Origin of the sequence: Pantoea leporis (assembly GCF_028048155.1) — a bacterium.
Lineage (GTDB): Bacteria > Pseudomonadota > Gammaproteobacteria > Enterobacterales > Enterobacteriaceae > Pantoea > Pantoea leporis.
On record NZ_JALMEU010000003.1, the window covers coordinates 291,425 to 308,338 of the forward strand.

Genomic DNA, 16,914 nt, shown 5'->3' on the forward strand with positions numbered 1-16,914 from the left:
GGAATCGCAGAACTCAATGAGTGGCGCAGGCAAAACGCTGAAGTTAAAAAAACAAGAAGATAAGGCCAGCTTTGTAAGCTGGCGCTTTGCGTTACTGTGCGGGTGCATTTTACTGGCGCTGGGCGGACTGCTGTCGCGCGTAGCGTGGCTGCAGGTGATCAACCCTGACAAGCTGGTGAAAGAGGGCGATTTGCGTTCGCTGCGCGTGCAATCGGTGCCAACCGCGCGCGGTATGATCAGCGATCGTGCCGGTCGTCCGCTGGCGGTGAGCGTGCCGGTGAATGCGATCTGGGCCGATCCGAAAGAGCTGACCGAACACGGCGGCGTCTCGCTGGATAGTCGCTGGAAAGCGCTGTCGGATGCGTTATCGATTCCGCTCGATCAGCTTGCTGCACGTATCAATGCCAACCCGAAAGGGCGCTTTGTCTATCTGGCGCGTCAGGTGAATCCAGCGATTGGCGAGTATGTGAAAAAGCTTAAGCTGCCGGGCATCTACCTGCGTGAAGAGTCGCGCCGCTACTATCCGGCGGGCCAGGTGACCGCGCACCTGATTGGTTTTACCAACATTGATGGCCAGGGCATTGAAGGCATCGAAAAAAGCTTCGACAAATGGCTGACTGGCGCACCGGGTGAACGTACGGTGCGTAAAGACCGCAACGGCCGCGTCATTGAAGATATCTCCTCGGTAGATAGCCGCGCCGCGCACAACCTGACGCTAAGCATTGATGAACGTCTGCAGGCGCTGGTGTACCGCGAACTGAATAATGCCGTGGCGTTCAACAAAGCCGAATCAGGCACCGCGGTGCTGGTGGATGTAAACACCGGCGAAGTGCTGGCGATGGCGAACAGCCCCGCTTACAACCCGAATAATCTCAGCAACACGCCGAAAGACGTGATGCGTAATCGCGCTATTACCGACATCTTCGAGCCAGGTTCCACCGTGAAACCGATGGTGGTGATGACGGCTTTGCAGCGCGGTGTGGTGAAAGAGAACAGCGTACTGAATACCGTGCCGTACCGCGTCAATGGTCATGAGATCAAAGACGTGGCGCGCTATAACGAATTGACCCTTACCGGGGTTTTACAGAAGTCGAGTAACGTCGGGGTTTCACGTTTGGCGTTAGCGATGCCCTCCTCAGCACTTGTAGATACTTACGCGCGCTTTGGACTGGGTAAACCGACCAATTTGGGGCTGGTCGGGGAAAGTAGTGGCTTATACCCTCAAAAACAACGGTGGTCTGACATAGAGAGGGCCACCTTCTCTTTCGGCTACGGGCTAATGGTAACGCCGTTACAGTTAGCGCGAGTCTACGCAACCATTGGCAGCTACGGCATCAATCGCCCGCTGTCGATCACCAAAGTTGACCCGCCAGTGGCGGGTGAACGCGTTTTCCAGGAAGACCTGGTGAAAACGGTGATGCACATGATGGAAAGCGTTGCGTTGCCTGGCGGTGGTGGGGTTAAAGCCGCCATCAAGGGCTATCGCATTGCCATCAAAACCGGTACCGCCAAGAAAGTTGGACCGGATGGACGTTACGTCAACAAATACATTGCTTATACCGCAGGCGTTGCGCCTGCCAGCCGTCCTCGTTTTGCGCTGGTGGTGGTGATCAACGATCCCCAGGCCGGTAAATATTATGGTGGTGCGGTTTCAGCACCGGTGTTTGGCGCCATCATGGGCGGCGTATTGCGTACCATGAATATCGAACCTGATGCGCTGCCAACAGTTGATAAGAACGAGTTGGTGAAGAATAGAAGTGAGGAATCAAGTGACAGATCGTAACCTGCGCGACTTACTGGCCCCGTGGGTGCCGGGTGCGCCGGCGCGTCCACTCCGTGACATGACACTAGATAGCCGCGCGGCGGCTTCTGGCGATCTGTTTATCGCCGTGGCGGGCCATCATGCTGATGGACGTCGTTTTATTCCGCAGGCTATTGCACAAGGCGTAGCGGCAGTGATTGCCGAAGCCGAAGGCGAAGCCAGCGATGGAGATATCCGCGAGATGCATGGCGTCCCGGTTATCTATCTGGCGCAGTTGCAGCAGCGTCTCTCTGCACTGGCCGGACGCTTTTATCAGCAGCCTGCAAGCAAACTGAAATTGATTGGTGTTACTGGCACTAACGGCAAAACCACCACCACGCAACTGATGGCGCAGTGGGCCAATCTGCTCGGTGAAACCGGCGCAGTGATGGGCACGGTAGGCAATGGCCTTTACGGTCAACTGGTGGCAACCGAAAACACCACCGGTTCTGCGGTGGATGTGCAGCATGTGCTGAATGATTTAGTCGGGCAGGGCGCAACCCTGACGGCAATGGAAGTCTCCTCACACGGCTTGGTGCAGCATCGCGTTGCCGCCTTGCCGTTTGCGGCCGCGGTATTTACTAACCTGAGCCGCGATCACCTCGATTATCACGGTGATATGCAGAGTTATGAATCCGCTAAATGGTTACTGTTCTCTGAGCATCAGGTCGCTGAAGCCATCATCAATGCGGATGATGAAGTGGGGCGTCGCTGGCTGGCGAAATTGCCGGATGCGGTAGCGGTCACCATGGAAGACAATCTGCAATCGGGCTGTCATGGCCGCTGGCTGAAAGCCACGGCGGTGGATTATCACGACGGCGGTGCGCATATTCAGTTCAGCTCCAGCTGGGGCAACGGCGAGTTTGATAGCCGCCTGATGGGCGCTTTCAACGTGAGCAACCTATTGCTGGCGCTGGGTACGCTGCTGGCGGTGGATTACCCGCTTGATGCGCTGGTTGCCACTGCGCCGCAGCTGCAGCCGGTGTGTGGTCGCATGGAAGTATTCACTGCGCCAGACAAACCTACGGTGGTTGTCGATTACGCTCACACGCCGGATGCGCTGGAAAAAGCGCTGGAAGCGGCGCGTCTGCACTGTAAAGGCCAGCTGTGGTGCGTGTTTGGCTGCGGTGGCGATCGTGACAAAGGCAAACGTCCGCTGATGGGCGCGATTGCTGAGCAATTCTCCGACATCGTCGTGATCACCGACGATAATCCGCGCAGCGAAGAGCCGATGGCGATTGTGAATGACATTCTCACCGGCTTGCTCGATCCGGGCCGCGCACGCGTGGTTTCCGGTCGTGCGCAGGCGGTCACCAACGCCGTGATGCAAGCTGGCGCCGATGACATCGTGTTGGTGGCCGGAAAAGGCCACGAAGATTATCAAATCATTGGCAACCGCCGTTTGGATTACTCCGATCGCGACACCGTCGCCCGTTTGTTGGGGGTGATGGCATGATTCCCGTTTCTCTCAATACGCTGGCCGAAATCAGCGGCGGTCAACTGCACGGCGCTGATTTAACCCTTGCCGATGTCACCACCGATACTCGCAAAGTTACCGCCGGCAGCCTGTTTGTGGCGCTGGTGGGTGAACGTTTTGATGCTCACAATTTCGCTAACGATGCCATTGCCAACGGCGCGCAGGCGCTGCTGGTCAGTCAACTGCTGCCGGTTTCTATCCCGCAGGTGGTTGTGGCTGATACGCGGATTGCTTTTGGGCAACTCGCCGCGTGGGTACGCCAACAGGCGAACGCTCGCGTGGTTGCGCTGACCGGTTCATCTGGCAAAACCTCGGTCAAAGAGATGACCGCCGCGATTTTGCGTCAGTGTGGCGAAACGCTTTACACGGCCGGCAACCTGAACAACGACTTCGGTGTACCGATGACGCTGCTGCGTCTCACCAAAGAGCATGCTTACGCGGTGATCGAGTTAGGTGCCAACCATCAGGGTGAAATTGCCTACACCACCGATCTGGTGCGTCCGGAAACTGCGCTGGTGAATAACCTTGCTGCCGCCCATCTGGAAGGCTTTGGCTCGCTGGCGGGCGTGGCGAAAGCCAAAGGCGAAATTTTTGGCGGCTTGCCGGTACACGGCACCGCCATCGTCAACGCTGACAGCAACGATCTGGCCAACTGGAAATCACAGTTTGCAGATAAAACCTTGTGGCGCTTCTCGCCGCAGCCGATGGCTGATGCAGAGTTCCGCGCCAGCGAAATCGTGCTGCGAGCCGATGCCACGCTGTTCACGCTGCATACGCCACGCGGTGATATCGCCGTGGAGCTGCCGCTGCCGGGCCGTCATAACATCTCGAATGCGTTAGCCGCTGCAGCGTTGGCATTGTCAGTAGATGCGCCGCTGTCGGCGATTCAAACTGGCCTTAAAACCTTGCAGGCTGTTCCTGGTCGACTGTTCCCGATTCGCCTGGCGGTCAATCAACTGCTGCTGGATGACAGTTACAACGCCAATGTCGGTTCTATGACTGCCGCCGCACAGGTGCTAGGCGATATGCCGGGCTACCGCGTGATGGTAGTGGGCGATATGGCTGAATTGGGTGATGAAGCCGAACTGTGTCATCGCCAGGTCGGCGATGCGGCCAAAGCGGCCGGTGTCGATCGCGTGCTGAGCATTGGGACTCTGAGCCAGCTGATTGGCGAAAACAGCGGTAAAGGCGAGCATTTCGCCACAAAAACCGCGCTAACTGAACGTTTACGCACATTGCTGTCCGAACATCAGGACATCACTATTTTGGTTAAAGGTTCACGTAGTGCCGCCATGGAGCAGGTAGTACAGAGCTTACAGGAGAAAGGAACATGCTAGTCTGGCTGGCCGAACATATGGTCGCATTTTATTCCGGCTTTAACGTCTTCTCGTATCTGACGTTTCGCGCCATTGTCAGCCTGCTGACCGCCTTGTTCATTTCTCTGTGGATGGGCCCGCGCCTGATTGCCTGGCTGCAGAAGCTGCAGATCGGTCAGGTGGTGCGTAACGACGGTCCAGAGTCACACTTCAGCAAACGCGGCACGCCAACCATGGGCGGCGTAATGATCCTCACCTCCATCACTATTTCGGTGCTGATGTGGGCCTATCCGTCTAATCCATACGTCTGGTGCGTACTGGTGGTGCTGGTCGGTTTTGGCATCATCGGCTTTGTGGATGACTATCGTAAGGTGGTGCGCAAAGACACCAAAGGCCTGATCGCGCGCTGGAAATATTTCTGGATGTCAGTAATTTCGCTGGCGGTTGCGTTCGCGCTGTTTATCGCCGGTAAAGATACGCCTGCAACGCAGCTGGTGGTGCCGTTCTTTAAAGACGTGATGCCGCAGCTGGGCCTGTTCTACGTGGTGCTGGCCTACTTCGTGATTGTCGGTACCGGCAACGCGGTTAACTTAACGGATGGTCTTGATGGCTTAGCCATTATGCCAACGGTGTTCGTGGCCGCAGGCTTTGCGCTGGTGGCGTGGGCGACCGGTAACGTTAAGTTTGCCGAATATCTGCACATTCCTTATTTACGGCACGCGGGAGAATTAGTGATTGTCTGCACCGCGATTGTCGGAGCCGGACTCGGATTTTTGTGGTTCAACACCTATCCAGCGCAAGTGTTCATGGGCGATGTCGGCTCATTGGCGCTGGGTGGTGCGCTCGGCACCATCGCCGTGCTGCTGCGCCAGGAATTTTTGCTGTTAATCATGGGCGGCGTATTTGTGGTTGAAACGCTGTCGGTGATTCTGCAGGTGGGATCGTTCAAGCTGCGCGGTCAACGTATTTTCCGCATGGCGCCGATTCACCATCACTATGAATTGAAAGGCTGGCCGGAGCCGCGCGTCATTGTGCGCTTCTGGATTATTTCGCTGATGCTGGTGCTGATTGGCCTGGCAACGCTGAAGGTACGTTAATCATGGCTGACTATCGGGGCAGAAAAGTCGTCATCATTGGATTAGGCATTACTGGCCTCTCCTGTGTTGATTTCTTCCTCGCGCAAGGCGTAACGCCACGCGTGATGGATACCCGTGTCTCGCCGCCGGGGCTGGACAAACTGCCAGCTTCGGTGGAGCGCTATGTTGGCGGTATTAATAGTGATTGGCTGCTGGCCTCCGATCTGATTATCGCCAGCCCCGGCATCGCGCTGGCGCATCCTGCATTAAGCGAAGCCGCCGATGCCGGAATTGAAATCATCGGCGATATTGAGCTGTTCTGCCGTGAAGCGCAGGCTCCGATTGTGGCGATCACCGGTTCGAATGGTAAAAGCACCGTGACGACGCTGGTGGGTGAAATGGCGCGCGCAGCAGGTTGGCAGGTAGGCGTGGGCGGTAACATCGGTTTGCCGGCGCTGACGCTGTTGAAATCGCCAGCACAGCTTTATGTACTCGAACTCTCCAGCTTCCAGCTGGAAACCACGCATAGCCTGAAAGCGGCGGCGGCGACGATCCTCAATCTCACCGAGGATCACATGGATCGCTATCCGCTCGGCATGCAGCAGTATCGTGCCGCCAAGCTGCGCATTTACGAAAACGCCAGCGTCTGCATAGTGAATGCTGACGATGGCATGACCATGCCGGTGCGCGGTGTTGATCAGCGCTGCGTAAGCTTCGGCATCAACCTCGGCGATTATCATCTCAATCAGCAGCAGGGCAGCACCTGGCTGCGGGTAAAAGGCGAGAAAGTCCTGAACACCGATGAGATGACGCTGGTAGGTCAACACAATTACACCAACGCGCTGGCAGCGCTGGCATTAGCCGACGCGGTGAACATCCCGCGTGCTTCCAGCCTGAAAGCGTTAACCACCTTTACCGGCCTGGCGCACCGCTTCCAGCTGGTGCATGAAGCCCACGGTGTGCGCTGGATTAACGATTCTAAAGCCACCAATGTTGGCAGCACCGAAGCGGCGCTGAATGGCTTGCAGGTGAAAGGTACCTTGTGGCTGCTGCTGGGCGGCGACGGCAAGTCGGCTGATTTCAGCCCGCTGGCGCGCTATCTGCAGGGCGACAACGTGAAGCTGTTCTGTTTTGGTCGAGATGGTGATGCGTTAGCGGCATTGCGTCCGGAGATCGCCACGCGCACTGAAACCATGCAGCAGGCGATGACGCAGATTGCCGCCCAGGTTAAAGCCGGCGATATGGTGCTGTTATCACCGGCCTGCGCCAGCCTTGACCAGTTCCGTAATTTTGAACAGCGCGGCGATCAGTTCGCGCAACTGGCGAAGGAGTTGAGCTGATGCGCATTCCTGGAGCCGGTATCGCCAACTATCTGTCGTTGCGCCTGCGTGAGTGGGTGATGGGCGCGCGCGACAGTGATGATGCGCCGGTGGTGCTGTACGATCGCACGCTGCTGTGGCTGACCTTTGGGCTGGCGCTGATTGGTTTTGTGATGGTGACCTCGGCGTCGATGCCGGTCGGTCAACGTCTGAATGAAGATCCGTTCTACTTTGCCAAGCGTGATGCATTCTATATCGCTTTGGCGTTTGGTATGGCGCTGGTGACCTTGCGCATCCCGATGGATTTCTGGCAGCGCTACAGCAACGTGATGCTGATGGTGTCCGTGGTGATGCTGCTCATCGTCCTGGTCGTCGGTAGCTCGGTGAACGGTGCATCGCGCTGGATTGCTCTTGGCCCGCTGCGTATTCAGCCAGCCGAGCTTTCGAAGTTGACGCTGTTTTGCTATCTCGCCAGTTACCTGGTGCGCAAAGTCGAAGAGGTGCGTAACAACTTCTGGGGCTTCTGTAAGCCGATGGGCGTGATGGTGGTGCTGGCCGTGCTACTGCTGGCGCAGCCGGATCTCGGTACCGTCGTTGTGCTGTTTGTTACCACGCTGGCGATGCTGTTCCTCGCCGGGGCGAAAATGTGGCAGTTCCTGGCGATCATCGGCTCCGGCATTTTCGCCGTGGTGCTGCTGATCATTGCCGAACCGTACCGTATGCGCCGTGTGACCTCCTTCTGGAACCCGTGGGAAGATCCCTTCGGCAGCGGCTACCAGCTGACGCAATCGTTGATGGCGTTTGGGCGCGGTGAGTTCTGGGGGCAGGGCTTAGGCAACTCGGTGCAGAAACTGGAATATCTGCCGGAAGCACATACCGACTTCATCTTCTCCATCATCGGTGAAGAGTTGGGTTATGTCGGTGTGGTTTTAGCGCTGTTGATGGTATTCTTCGTCGCTTTTCGCGCGATGTCGATTGGTCGCCGTGCTCTGGAGATCGATCAGCGCTTCTCAGGCTTCCTCGCTTGCTCAATTGGCGTGTGGTTTAGCTTCCAGGCGCTGGTTAACGTGGGTGCAGCTGCTGGCATGCTGCCGACGAAAGGTCTGACGCTGCCGCTGATTAGTTACGGTGGTTCGAGTCTGATCATCATGTCGACCGCCATCGTGTTTTTATTACGCATAGATTATGAAACGCGTCTGGCAAAAGCGCAGGCGTTTACCCGAGGTGCACGATGAGTGGCAAACGGTTGATGGTCATGGCAGGCGGTACTGGCGGACATGTGTTCCCCGGTCTGGCCGTTGCCCATCACCTGATGGAACAAGGCTGGCAGGTGCGCTGGCTGGGAACCGCTGACCGAATGGAAGCGGATTTGGTGCCGAAACACGGCATTGAAATTGATTTTATCCGCATCAGCGGCTTACGCGGTAAAGGTGTAAAAGCGCAGTTGCTGGCACCGGTACGCATCTTCAATGCATGGCGCCAGGCGCGTCGCATCATGAAGAGCTGGCAGCCGGATGTGGTGCTGGGAATGGGTGGCTACGTTTCGGGCCCTGGCGGCTTAGCGGCGTGGAGCTGCGGTATTCCGGTGGTGCTGCATGAGCAGAACGGCATTGCCGGACTGACCAACAAGTGGCTGGCTAAGATCGCCACCAAAGTGATGCAGGCGTTTCCGGGGGCGTTTCCGAATGCTGAAGTGGTTGGCAATCCGGTGCGTACCGATGTGTTAGCGCTGCCGTTACCGGCAGAGCGTCTAAGTGCACGTTTCGGCCCGATTCGCGTGCTGGTGGTTGGCGGCAGCCAGGGCGCGCGCATCCTCAACCAGACCGTGCCGCAAGTGGCCGCAGCGTTGGGCGATGCCATTACGGTTTGGCATCAAACCGGTAAAGGCGGACTGGAAACCGTGCAGCAGGCTTACCGCGCAGCGGGCCAGCCGCAGCACAAAGTCACCGAATTTATCGATGACATGGCCGAAGCTTACGCCTGGGCCGATGTCGTAGTGTGCCGTTCGGGCGCATTGACGGTAAGTGAAGTGGCGGCCGCAGGTTTACCGGCAATCTTCGTACCGTTTCAGCACAAAGATCGTCAGCAGTACTGGAACGCGTTGCCGCTGGAAAAAGCGGGCGCAGCCAAAATTTTCGAGCAGCCGCAGTTCACCGCGGCTGTGGTAGCGGACACGCTGCGTCACTGGGATCGCACCACATTGTTGGCGATGGCAGAAAAAGCCCGTCAGGTCGCGATTCCCGATGCAACCGAGCGGGTTGCAAATGAAGTGGCGCGCGTCGCGAAGTAAATTAATCGGCCAGTTGATTTGGCCCGTACCTTTTAGCAGGTACAAACGGGAAAAACAGGTAATTGAAACAGATGAATACACAACAATTGGCAAAACTGCGTTCTATTGTGCCCGAGATGCGTCGCGTCCGGCACATTCACTTTGTCGGCATCGGTGGTGCTGGCATGGGCGGTATTGCCGAGGTGTTGGCGAACGAAGGCTATCACATCAGCGGTTCTGATTTGGCGCCGAACGCGGTGACACAGCATCTGGCTGCGCTGGGTGCGACGATTTATTTCAACCATCGTCCGGAAAACGTCACCGATGCCAGCGTTGTCGTGGTGTCGACGGCTGTAGCGCAGGATAATCCTGAACTGGTTGCCGCTCGTGAGCAGCGTATTCCCGTGATTCGTCGCGCTGAGATGTTGGCTGAACTGATGCGTTTCCGTCATGGCATTGCGGTTGCGGGCACGCACGGTAAAACCACCACCACCGCGATGGTGACCAGCATTTACGCGGAAGGCGGGCTGGATCCCACCTTCGTTAACGGTGGCTTGGTTAAAGCCGCAGGCACGCATGCGCGCCTGGGCAGCAGCCGTTATCTGATTGCTGAAGCAGATGAAAGTGATGCGTCCTTCCTGCATCTGCAACCGATGGTGGCAATTGTCACCAACATCGAAGCGGATCACATGGACACTTATCAGGGCGATTTCGAGAACCTGAAGCAGACGTTCATTAACTTCCTGCACAACCTGCCATTCTATGGACGCGCGGTAATGTGCGTGGATGATGCAGTGATTCGTGACCTGATCCCGCGCGTAGGCCGTCAGGTAACAACCTACGGCTTCAGCGATGACGCGGATGTGCGTATCGAGAATTACGAGCAGCGTGGCGCACAAGGACACTTCACCATTATTCGTCAGGATAAGCCGGTGCTGAAAGTGACGCTGAATGCGCCTGGCCGTCATAACGCGCTGAACGCAGCCGCCGCGGTAGCTGTTGCCAGCGAAGAGGGGATTGAAGATAACGCGATTCTGGCCGCGCTGGAGAGCTTCCAGGGCACCGGACGCCGCTTTGACGTGCTGGGCGAGTTCGATACCGCCGCCGTCAACGGTAATCCAGGCAGTGCGATGCTGGTCGACGATTACGGCCACCATCCCACCGAAGTGGATGTCACCATCAAAGCCGCACGTGCGGGCTGGCCTGACAAGAAGCTAGTGATGGTGTTCCAGCCACATCGCTACACGCGTACGCGGGACCTGTTTGATGATTTCGCTAATGTGCTGTCGCAGGTGGATGTGTTGCTGATGCTGGATGTCTATCCGGCGGGTGAAGCGGCGATTCCAGGCGCTGATAGCCGCTCGCTGTGCCGCGCGATTCGTAACCGTGGCAAAGTTGATCCGATTCTGGTCTCTGAGCATGACGCGCTGCCAGATGCGCTGGCACCGTTGCTGTCGGGCGACGATCTGGTGATCGTGCAGGGTGCAGGCAACATCGGCAAGATTGCCCGCAAGCTGGCCGAAAACGAATTACAGCCTGCCGTTAAGTCGGAGGCGCGCCATGACTGAGAAGGTTGCAGTATTGATGGGCGGCACCTCGGCCGAGCGTGATGTGTCGCTGATGTCCGGTGCGGCAGTGCTGGCCGGACTGCGTGAAATGGGCATTGATGCGCATGCAGTCGATACGCGTGATGTGTCGGTGCTTGACCTGAAACAGCAAGGCTTCGCTAAAGCGTTTATTGCTTTGCACGGTCGTGGTGGTGAAGACGGCACGCTGCAAGCGGTGCTGGAGTTTCTGCAACTGCCCTATACCGGCAGCGGTGTGATGGCTTCCGCCATCACCATGGATAAGCTGCGCAGCAAATTGCTGTGGCAGGGCAGGGGATTACCCTCAGGCAAATTTGTCTGGCTGACGCGTCAGCAACATGAACAAGGTTTAAACGCGGATACCATCAAAGCCATTGAGGCGCTGGGTTTACCGCTATTTGTCAAGCCAAGCTGCGAAGGTTCTAGCGTCGGTATCAGCCGCGTGAACCATGCGGATGCATTACCCGCAGCGCTTGAAGAAGCCTTTCGTCATGATGATGACGTGCTGATCGAAGCTTTTCTGAGCGGCGCGGAATACACCGTGGGCATCGTGGGTGAGCAAATTCTGCCTTCTATCAGAATTAAAACCGCCAGCGAGTTCTATGACTATGAAGCTAAATACATTTCTGACGATACTGAATACTTCTGCCCGAGCGGATTAAGCGCCGAGCAGGAAGCAGAATTGCAGACCTTGGTGTGGTCAGCCTGGCGCGCATTGGGTTGCAGCGGCTGGGGTCGCGTGGACGTGATGGCTGACGGTGAGGGCAACTTCCAGCTGCTGGAAGTGAATACTTCGCCCGGCATGACCAGCCACAGTTTAGTGCCGATGGCCGCGAAGCAAGCGGGATACAGCTTCCCGCAGCTGGTGGCGCGTATTCTGGAGCTGGCTGACTGATATGTCTCAGGCAGCGATACGAGTACGCAATCGCGAACCTCAGGAGCGGACACGCTCCGGGCGCAGCAACGGTGCGCGACTGTTTGGCATGGTGTTCCTGTTGATTGTGTTGGGCATTATGGTGGCGGGTGGCCTCGTGGTGCTGAAGTGGATGAATGACGCGTCACGCTTGCCGTTATCGAAGCTGGTGGTGACCGGGCAAACCCACTACACCACGCATGATGATATTCGTCAGGCCATTTTATCGCTTGGCGCGCCGGGAACCTTCATGTCGCAGAACGTGGATATCATCCAGCAGCAGATTGAGCGTTTACCCTGGATTAAGCAGGTCAGTGTGCGCAAGCAGTGGCCTGATGAGCTGAAGATAAATCTGGTGGAGTATGTTCCAGTTGCACGCTGGAATGACTCACATATGGTGGACGCCGCTGGCGTCTCCTTCAGCGTTCCGGCCAGTCACGTTGGCAAAGAAACGTTGCCGATGCTGTACGGTCCGGAAGGCAGTGAAAACGAGGTGTTAGCCGGCTATCACACCATGAGTGATGTATTAAAGGCTAACAAGTTTACCCTGAAGGTCGCGTCGATGACGGCGCGGCGCTCGTGGCAATTAGTGACCAGTGACGATGTGCGCATCGAATTAGGTCGTAGCGATACCATGAAGCGTCTGAACCGTTTTATTGAGCTTTATCCGGATTTGCAGCAGCAGGGCCAGAGTCAGAACCAGCGCATCACGTACGTTGATTTGCGCTACGATTCGGGCGCCGCAGTCGGTTGGGCCGCTGCACCGATAGAGCCACAGGACAGTAATCAGCAACAGAACCAGGCACAGGCTAAACCACAATGATTAAGGCAACGGACAGAAAACTGGTAGTAGGACTCGAAATTGGCACCGCGAAGGTGTCCGCCCTGGTTGGGGAAATTCTGCCCGATGGTATGGTCAATATTATTGGGGTGGGCAGTTGCCCGTCTCGCGGCATGGATAAAGGCGGCGTAAACGATCTGGAATCGGTGGTGAAATGCGTACAGCGCGCCATCGATCAGGCTGAATTGATGGCGGACTGCCAGATTTCCTCGGTCTACCTTGCTTTATCGGGCAAACATATCAGTTGCCAGAACGAAATCGGGATGGTTCCGATTTCGGAAGAGGAAGTGACTCAGGATGATGTAGAGAACGTGGTGCATACGGCGAAATCCGTTCGCGTACGTGATGAGCATCGTATTCTGCATGTTATCCCGCAGGAATACGCCATCGATTATCAGGAAGGCATTAAGAATCCAGTGGGACTTTCTGGCGTACGTATGCAGGCGAAAGTACATTTGATCACTTGCCACAACGATATGGCAAAAAATATTGTCAAAGCCGTTGAACGTTGCGGCCTGAAAGTTGACCAACTGATTTTTGCGGGGTTGGCATCCAGTTTCTCCGTACTGACGGAAGATGAACGTGAGCTGGGCGTCTGTGTTGTTGATATCGGTGGCGGTACAATGGATATCGCTGTCTATACTGGCGGTGCACTGCGTCACACCAAAGTGATCCCGTATGCCGGGAACGTGGTAACCAGCGATATCGCTTACGCTTTTGGTACACCGCCGACCGACGCAGAAGCGATTAAAGTGCGTCACGGTTGTGCATTGGGCTCAATTGTCGGCAAAGACGAAAATGTCGAAGTGCCGAGCGTAGGTGGACGTCCACCACGTAGCCTGCAGCGTCAAACGCTGGCTGAAGTCATCGAGCCGCGTTACACCGAACTGTTGAATCTGGTCAACGACGAGATTCTGCAATTACAGGAGCAGCTGCGCCAGCAAGGCGTAAAACATCATCTGGCGGCCGGTATCGTGCTGACCGGTGGTGCGGCGCAGATTGAAGGTTTGGCAGCCTGCGCACAGCGCGTGTTCCACACGCAAGTGCGCATCGGACAGCCGCTTAACATCACCGGCCTGACGGACTATGCGCAGGAGCCGTATTACTCTACGGCGGTTGGCCTGCTGCATTACGGCAAAGAGTCACACATGAACGGTGATGCAGAAACGGAAAAACGTGCTTCAGTGGGCAACTGGTTCAAGCGAATCAACAGCTGGCTGAAGAAAGAGTTTTAATTTTTGAAAAAGGAGATCATGCTGGCAATGTTTATGATCTCCAGGCGACAGGCACATAACGGAGAGAAATCATGTTTGAACCTATGGAATTAACCAATGACGCGGTGATTAAAGTCATCGGCGTCGGCGGTGGCGGTGGCAACGCCGTAGAGCACATGGTACGCGAGCGTATCGAAGGTGTGGAATTCTTCGCTGTAAACACCGACGCGCAAGCGTTGCGTAAGACAGCGGTCGGCCAGACGATCCAGATCGGGACCAATATCACCAAAGGTCTTGGTGCAGGTGCGAACCCAGAAGTGGGCCGTAACTCTGCAGAAGAGGATCGCGAAGCACTGCGTGCTGCGCTGGATGGTGCAGACATGGTGTTCATCGCAGCTGGCATGGGCGGCGGTACCGGTACTGGTGCAGCGCCAGTTGTGGCTGAAGTGGCAAAAGATTTGGGTATCCTGACCGTTGCGGTGGTAACTAAACCGTTCAACTTTGAAGGCAAAAAGCGTATGGCTTTTGCTGAGCAAGGTATCGCTGAACTGTCTAAGCATGTCGATTCACTGATTACTATTCCAAACGACAAGCTGCTGAAAGTTCTGGGTCGCGGTATTTCTCTGTTGGATGCGTTCGGCGCAGCCAACGACGTATTGAAAGGCGCTGTACAGGGTATCGCTGAACTGATTACCCGTCCTGGCCTGATGAACGTTGACTTTGCGGACGTGCGTACCGTGATGTCAGAAATGGGTTACGCCATGATGGGTTCAGGCGTGGCATGTGGTGAAGATCGTGCGGAAGAAGCGGCAGAAATGGCTATCTCTTCTCCGCTGTTGGAAGACATCGATCTGTCTGGCGCGCGCGGCGTGCTGGTCAACATTACTGCGGGCTTCGACCTGCGTCTTGATGAGTTTGAAACCGTGGGTAACACCATCCGCGCCTTCGCTTCTGACAACGCAACCGTGGTTATCGGTACTTCTCTGGATCCAGAGATGAACGACGAACTGCGTGTGACCGTAGTTGCAACCGGCATCGGCATGGATAAGCGTCCGGAAATCACGCTGGTGACCAACAAGCCGGCCACTCAGCCAGTGATGGATCATCGCTACCAGCAGCACGGCATGGCGCCGCTGCCGCAGGAGCAGAAACCGGCTGCGAAAGTGGTGAATGACCAACCGGCGGCATCCAGCAAAGAACCCGATTACCTTGATATTCCAGCCTTCTTGCGTAAGCAGGCTGATTAAGAATATCCCGAGAATTGGGATTCTCCGCTCTTTGTGCTAAAGTATTCGCCCGCTGGTAATTTATACTGGCGGTCGGACAGGTAATATTGCGAGATAAAGCGATGATCAAACAAAGGACATTAAAACGTATTGTTCAGGCGACTGGTGTCGGTTTACATACCGGCAAGAAAGTCACACTGACGTTACGCCCTGCGTCGGCTAACACCGGGGTCATCTATCGTCGCACTGACTTGAATCCACCGGTAGATTTCCCGGCTGATGCAAAATATGTGCGCGACACCATGCTGAGTACTTGCCTGGTGAACGATGAAGGCGTGCGTATTTCAACCGTTGAACACCTGAACGCCGCATTGGCGGGCTTGGGCATCGACAACATTATTGTTGAAGTTGATGCACCGGAAATCCCGATCATGGATGGCAGTGCCGCGCCTTTTGTCTATTTGCTGATGGACGCTGGCATCGAAGAGCTAAGCAGCGCGAAGAAATTCGTACGCGTTAAGCAAACGGTGCGTGTGGAAGATGGCGATAAGTGGGCCGAGATCAAGCCGTACAACGGTTTCTCACTCGACTTTACTATCGACTTCAAACATCCAGCGATCGACTCAAGCTCGCAGCGTTACCAGCTCAACTTCTCGGCTGAGAACTTTGTTCGCCAAATCAGCCGTGCGCGCACCTTTGGCTTTATGCGTGAAATCGAATATCTGCAGTCTAAAGGCCTGTGCCTGGGCGGTAGTTTAGATTGTGCGATTGGCCTTGATGATTTCCGCGTATTAAACGAAGACGGTCTGCGCTTTGAAGACGAATTTGTTCGTCATAAAATGCTCGATGCGATCGGCGACCTGTTCATGTGCGGTCATAATGTTATTGGCGCGTTTACCGCCTTTAAATCGGGCCATGCGTTGAACAACAAGTTGCTACAAGCGGTTCTGGCTAAACAGGAAGCCTGGGAATGGGCGACCTTCGAAGATGAAGCTGAACTGCCACTGGCATTCAAAGCACCAAATTTAGTTCTGGCGTAAGTCAGACATAAAACGGCAGGTTTCGCTGACACCCTCTCCGGTCAGTTTAACCTGCCGTTTTTTATTGCCTCATTTTTATTCCTGCCAAGCCGATCTCAATTCGCTGTAGCAACTGGCGAAACCCTGTACAAAAAAACGTGAATTCCGCCGAAGCCCCTTTAATCACTGGTGTCGTAGCCCCACATAAGTGCTATCATCTGGCGCTCACATAAGCTGGGTAACGCAGATTTTTGCTACCGCTTTATTACTTTATTCAATGCATTGTGGACGGATTGTGATCGGGATTTTCTCACGCTGGCGACAATTAGGCAGACGCTATTTCTGGCCACATCTCCTGTTGGGGATGGTGGCGGCCAGTTTAGGTTTGCCTGCCTGTGCGCAAAGTTCTGAGCCGAAAGCAAATGATTCGCCGATCAGCAGCCTGTTTGTCGGCAATGTTGTCCATTTTGACCATCTGATTCGTCTGCAGGAAAGCGCGCGTCGACCGAATTTCAACGTCGATTACTGGCACCAGCATGCGATTCGCACCGTTATTCGCCACCTTTCCTTTAGTATGACGCCGCCCGCTCAGGCGGAAGCCGATCAAGCTGTGCCGCTAACGGCACAAAAGCTGGCGTTGATAGGTTCGCTTCAGGCGTTGCTGACTTCTCCGGCGCAATCGCTGACTGTTGTTGAGCCGCAACAAAACCTGCGTCACAACGAACCACAAATCCTTTCCTCTGCTGATTGGCAAGCTGCTATTCATGGCATCCGCGCCGGGCCTTTCATTGCTTAACTGCTAACGTTTTTTCCACATCCTGAATCAGATTTTGCAGCCCGTGAAATCACGGCTGAAT

General features: G+C 55.7%; 14 protein-coding genes. All 14 read left to right on the forward strand.

The window, feature by feature from the left end:
• Nucleotides 1–16 precede the first annotated feature (16 nt).
• The 14 genes from MWH02_RS12210 to secM all read left to right on the forward strand — a co-directional run bounded on the left by MWH02_RS12210 (nucleotide 17) and on the right by secM (nucleotide 16,853).
• Nucleotides 17–1,783, forward strand: a complete 1,767-nt coding sequence (locus MWH02_RS12210; protein ID WP_008108616.1) for a peptidoglycan glycosyltransferase FtsI — start codon at nucleotides 17–19, stop codon at nucleotides 1,781–1,783.
• Nucleotides 1,770–3,257, forward strand: coding sequence for a UDP-N-acetylmuramoyl-L-alanyl-D-glutamate--2,6-diaminopimelate ligase (gene murE, locus MWH02_RS12215; RefSeq protein WP_271460724.1), 1,488 nt, complete (start codon nucleotides 1,770–1,772; stop codon nucleotides 3,255–3,257). Before MWH02_RS12210 ends, murE begins: the two co-directional genes overlap by 14 nt.
• Entirely contained in the window at nucleotides 3,254–4,615 is a 1,362-nt protein-coding gene (murF, locus tag MWH02_RS12220; RefSeq protein ID WP_271460725.1) for a UDP-N-acetylmuramoyl-tripeptide--D-alanyl-D-alanine ligase, read from the forward strand. Before murE ends, murF begins: the two co-directional genes overlap by 4 nt.
• Nucleotides 4,609–5,691, forward strand: coding sequence for a phospho-N-acetylmuramoyl-pentapeptide-transferase (gene mraY, locus MWH02_RS12225; RefSeq protein WP_271460726.1), 1,083 nt, complete (start codon nucleotides 4,609–4,611; stop codon nucleotides 5,689–5,691). Before murF ends, mraY begins: the two co-directional genes overlap by 7 nt.
• A 2-nt stretch (nucleotides 5,692–5,693) precedes the next feature.
• Nucleotides 5,694–7,010 carry a UDP-N-acetylmuramoyl-L-alanine--D-glutamate ligase gene (murD, locus tag MWH02_RS12230; RefSeq protein ID WP_271460727.1) on the forward strand — a complete coding sequence of 439 codons (1,317 nt, stop codon included), beginning with the start codon at nucleotides 5,694–5,696 and terminating at the stop codon, nucleotides 7,008–7,010.
• Nucleotides 7,010–8,224 (forward strand): cell division protein FtsW, encoded by a 1,215-nt coding sequence (gene ftsW / locus MWH02_RS12235; protein ID WP_101762115.1) that lies wholly within the window; start codon nucleotides 7,010–7,012, stop codon nucleotides 8,222–8,224. The genes murD and ftsW overlap by 1 nt, the downstream gene beginning before the upstream one ends.
• A complete protein-coding gene (murG, locus tag MWH02_RS12240) occupies nucleotides 8,221–9,279 on the forward strand; it encodes an undecaprenyldiphospho-muramoylpentapeptide beta-N-acetylglucosaminyltransferase (protein ID WP_101762114.1) in 1,059 nt (352 codons plus the stop codon). Before ftsW ends, murG begins: the two co-directional genes overlap by 4 nt.
• A gap of 71 nt (nucleotides 9,280–9,350) precedes the next feature.
• Nucleotides 9,351–10,826 (forward strand): UDP-N-acetylmuramate--L-alanine ligase, encoded by a 1,476-nt coding sequence (gene murC, locus MWH02_RS12245; RefSeq protein ID WP_101762113.1) that lies wholly within the window; start codon nucleotides 9,351–9,353, stop codon nucleotides 10,824–10,826.
• Nucleotides 10,819–11,739 carry a D-alanine--D-alanine ligase gene (locus MWH02_RS12250; RefSeq protein WP_271460728.1) on the forward strand — a complete coding sequence of 307 codons (921 nt, stop codon included), beginning with the start codon at nucleotides 10,819–10,821 and terminating at the stop codon, nucleotides 11,737–11,739. The genes murC and MWH02_RS12250 overlap by 8 nt, the downstream gene beginning before the upstream one ends.
• Before the next feature lies 1 nt (nucleotide 11,740).
• A complete protein-coding gene (ftsQ, locus tag MWH02_RS12255) occupies nucleotides 11,741–12,580 on the forward strand; it encodes a cell division protein FtsQ (protein WP_101762111.1) in 840 nt (279 codons plus the stop codon).
• Nucleotides 12,577–13,833, forward strand: coding sequence for a cell division protein FtsA (ftsA, locus tag MWH02_RS12260; protein WP_007888634.1), 1,257 nt, complete (start codon nucleotides 12,577–12,579; stop codon nucleotides 13,831–13,833). The genes ftsQ and ftsA overlap by 4 nt, the downstream gene beginning before the upstream one ends.
• 71 nt (nucleotides 13,834–13,904) lie before the next feature.
• On the forward strand, nucleotides 13,905–15,059 hold the full coding sequence (ftsZ, locus tag MWH02_RS12265) for a cell division protein FtsZ (RefSeq protein ID WP_008108602.1): 1,155 nt from the start codon (nucleotides 13,905–13,907) through the stop codon (nucleotides 15,057–15,059).
• Between the two features lie 101 nt (nucleotides 15,060–15,160).
• Nucleotides 15,161–16,078: a UDP-3-O-acyl-N-acetylglucosamine deacetylase gene (gene lpxC / locus MWH02_RS12270; protein ID WP_097094933.1), complete on the forward strand. Its 918-nt coding sequence runs from the start codon at nucleotides 15,161–15,163 to the stop codon at nucleotides 16,076–16,078.
• 274 nt (nucleotides 16,079–16,352) lie between these two features.
• Complete coding sequence (gene secM, locus MWH02_RS12275) at nucleotides 16,353–16,853, forward strand: secA translation cis-regulator SecM (protein ID WP_222185270.1); 501 nt, start codon at nucleotides 16,353–16,355, stop codon at nucleotides 16,851–16,853.
• The last annotated feature ends 61 nt before the right edge of the window (nucleotides 16,854–16,914 follow it).

Bases quoted from the DNA above. Each gene is read 5' to 3' on its own strand.
- MWH02_RS12210 (WP_008108616.1), top strand. From the start codon at position 17: ATGAGTGGCGCAGGCAAAACGCTGAAGTTAAAAAAACAAGAAGATAAG.
- murF (WP_271460725.1), top strand. From the start codon at position 3,254: ATGATTCCCGTTTCTCTCAATACGCTGGCCGAAATCAGCGGCGGTCAA.
- mraY (WP_271460726.1), top strand. From the start codon at position 4,609: ATGCTAGTCTGGCTGGCCGAACATATGGTCGCATTTTATTCCGGCTTT.
- murD (WP_271460727.1), top strand. From the start codon at position 5,694: ATGGCTGACTATCGGGGCAGAAAAGTCGTCATCATTGGATTAGGCATT.
- ftsW (WP_101762115.1), top strand. From the start codon at position 7,010: ATGCGCATTCCTGGAGCCGGTATCGCCAACTATCTGTCGTTGCGCCTG.
- murG (WP_101762114.1), top strand. From the start codon at position 8,221: ATGAGTGGCAAACGGTTGATGGTCATGGCAGGCGGTACTGGCGGACAT.
- murC (WP_101762113.1), top strand. From the start codon at position 9,351: ATGAATACACAACAATTGGCAAAACTGCGTTCTATTGTGCCCGAGATG.
- MWH02_RS12250 (WP_271460728.1), top strand. From the start codon at position 10,819: ATGACTGAGAAGGTTGCAGTATTGATGGGCGGCACCTCGGCCGAGCGT.
- ftsQ (WP_101762111.1), top strand. From the start codon at position 11,741: ATGTCTCAGGCAGCGATACGAGTACGCAATCGCGAACCTCAGGAGCGG.
- ftsA (WP_007888634.1), top strand. From the start codon at position 12,577: ATGATTAAGGCAACGGACAGAAAACTGGTAGTAGGACTCGAAATTGGC.
- ftsZ (WP_008108602.1), top strand. From the start codon at position 13,905: ATGTTTGAACCTATGGAATTAACCAATGACGCGGTGATTAAAGTCATC.
- lpxC (WP_097094933.1), top strand. From the start codon at position 15,161: ATGATCAAACAAAGGACATTAAAACGTATTGTTCAGGCGACTGGTGTC.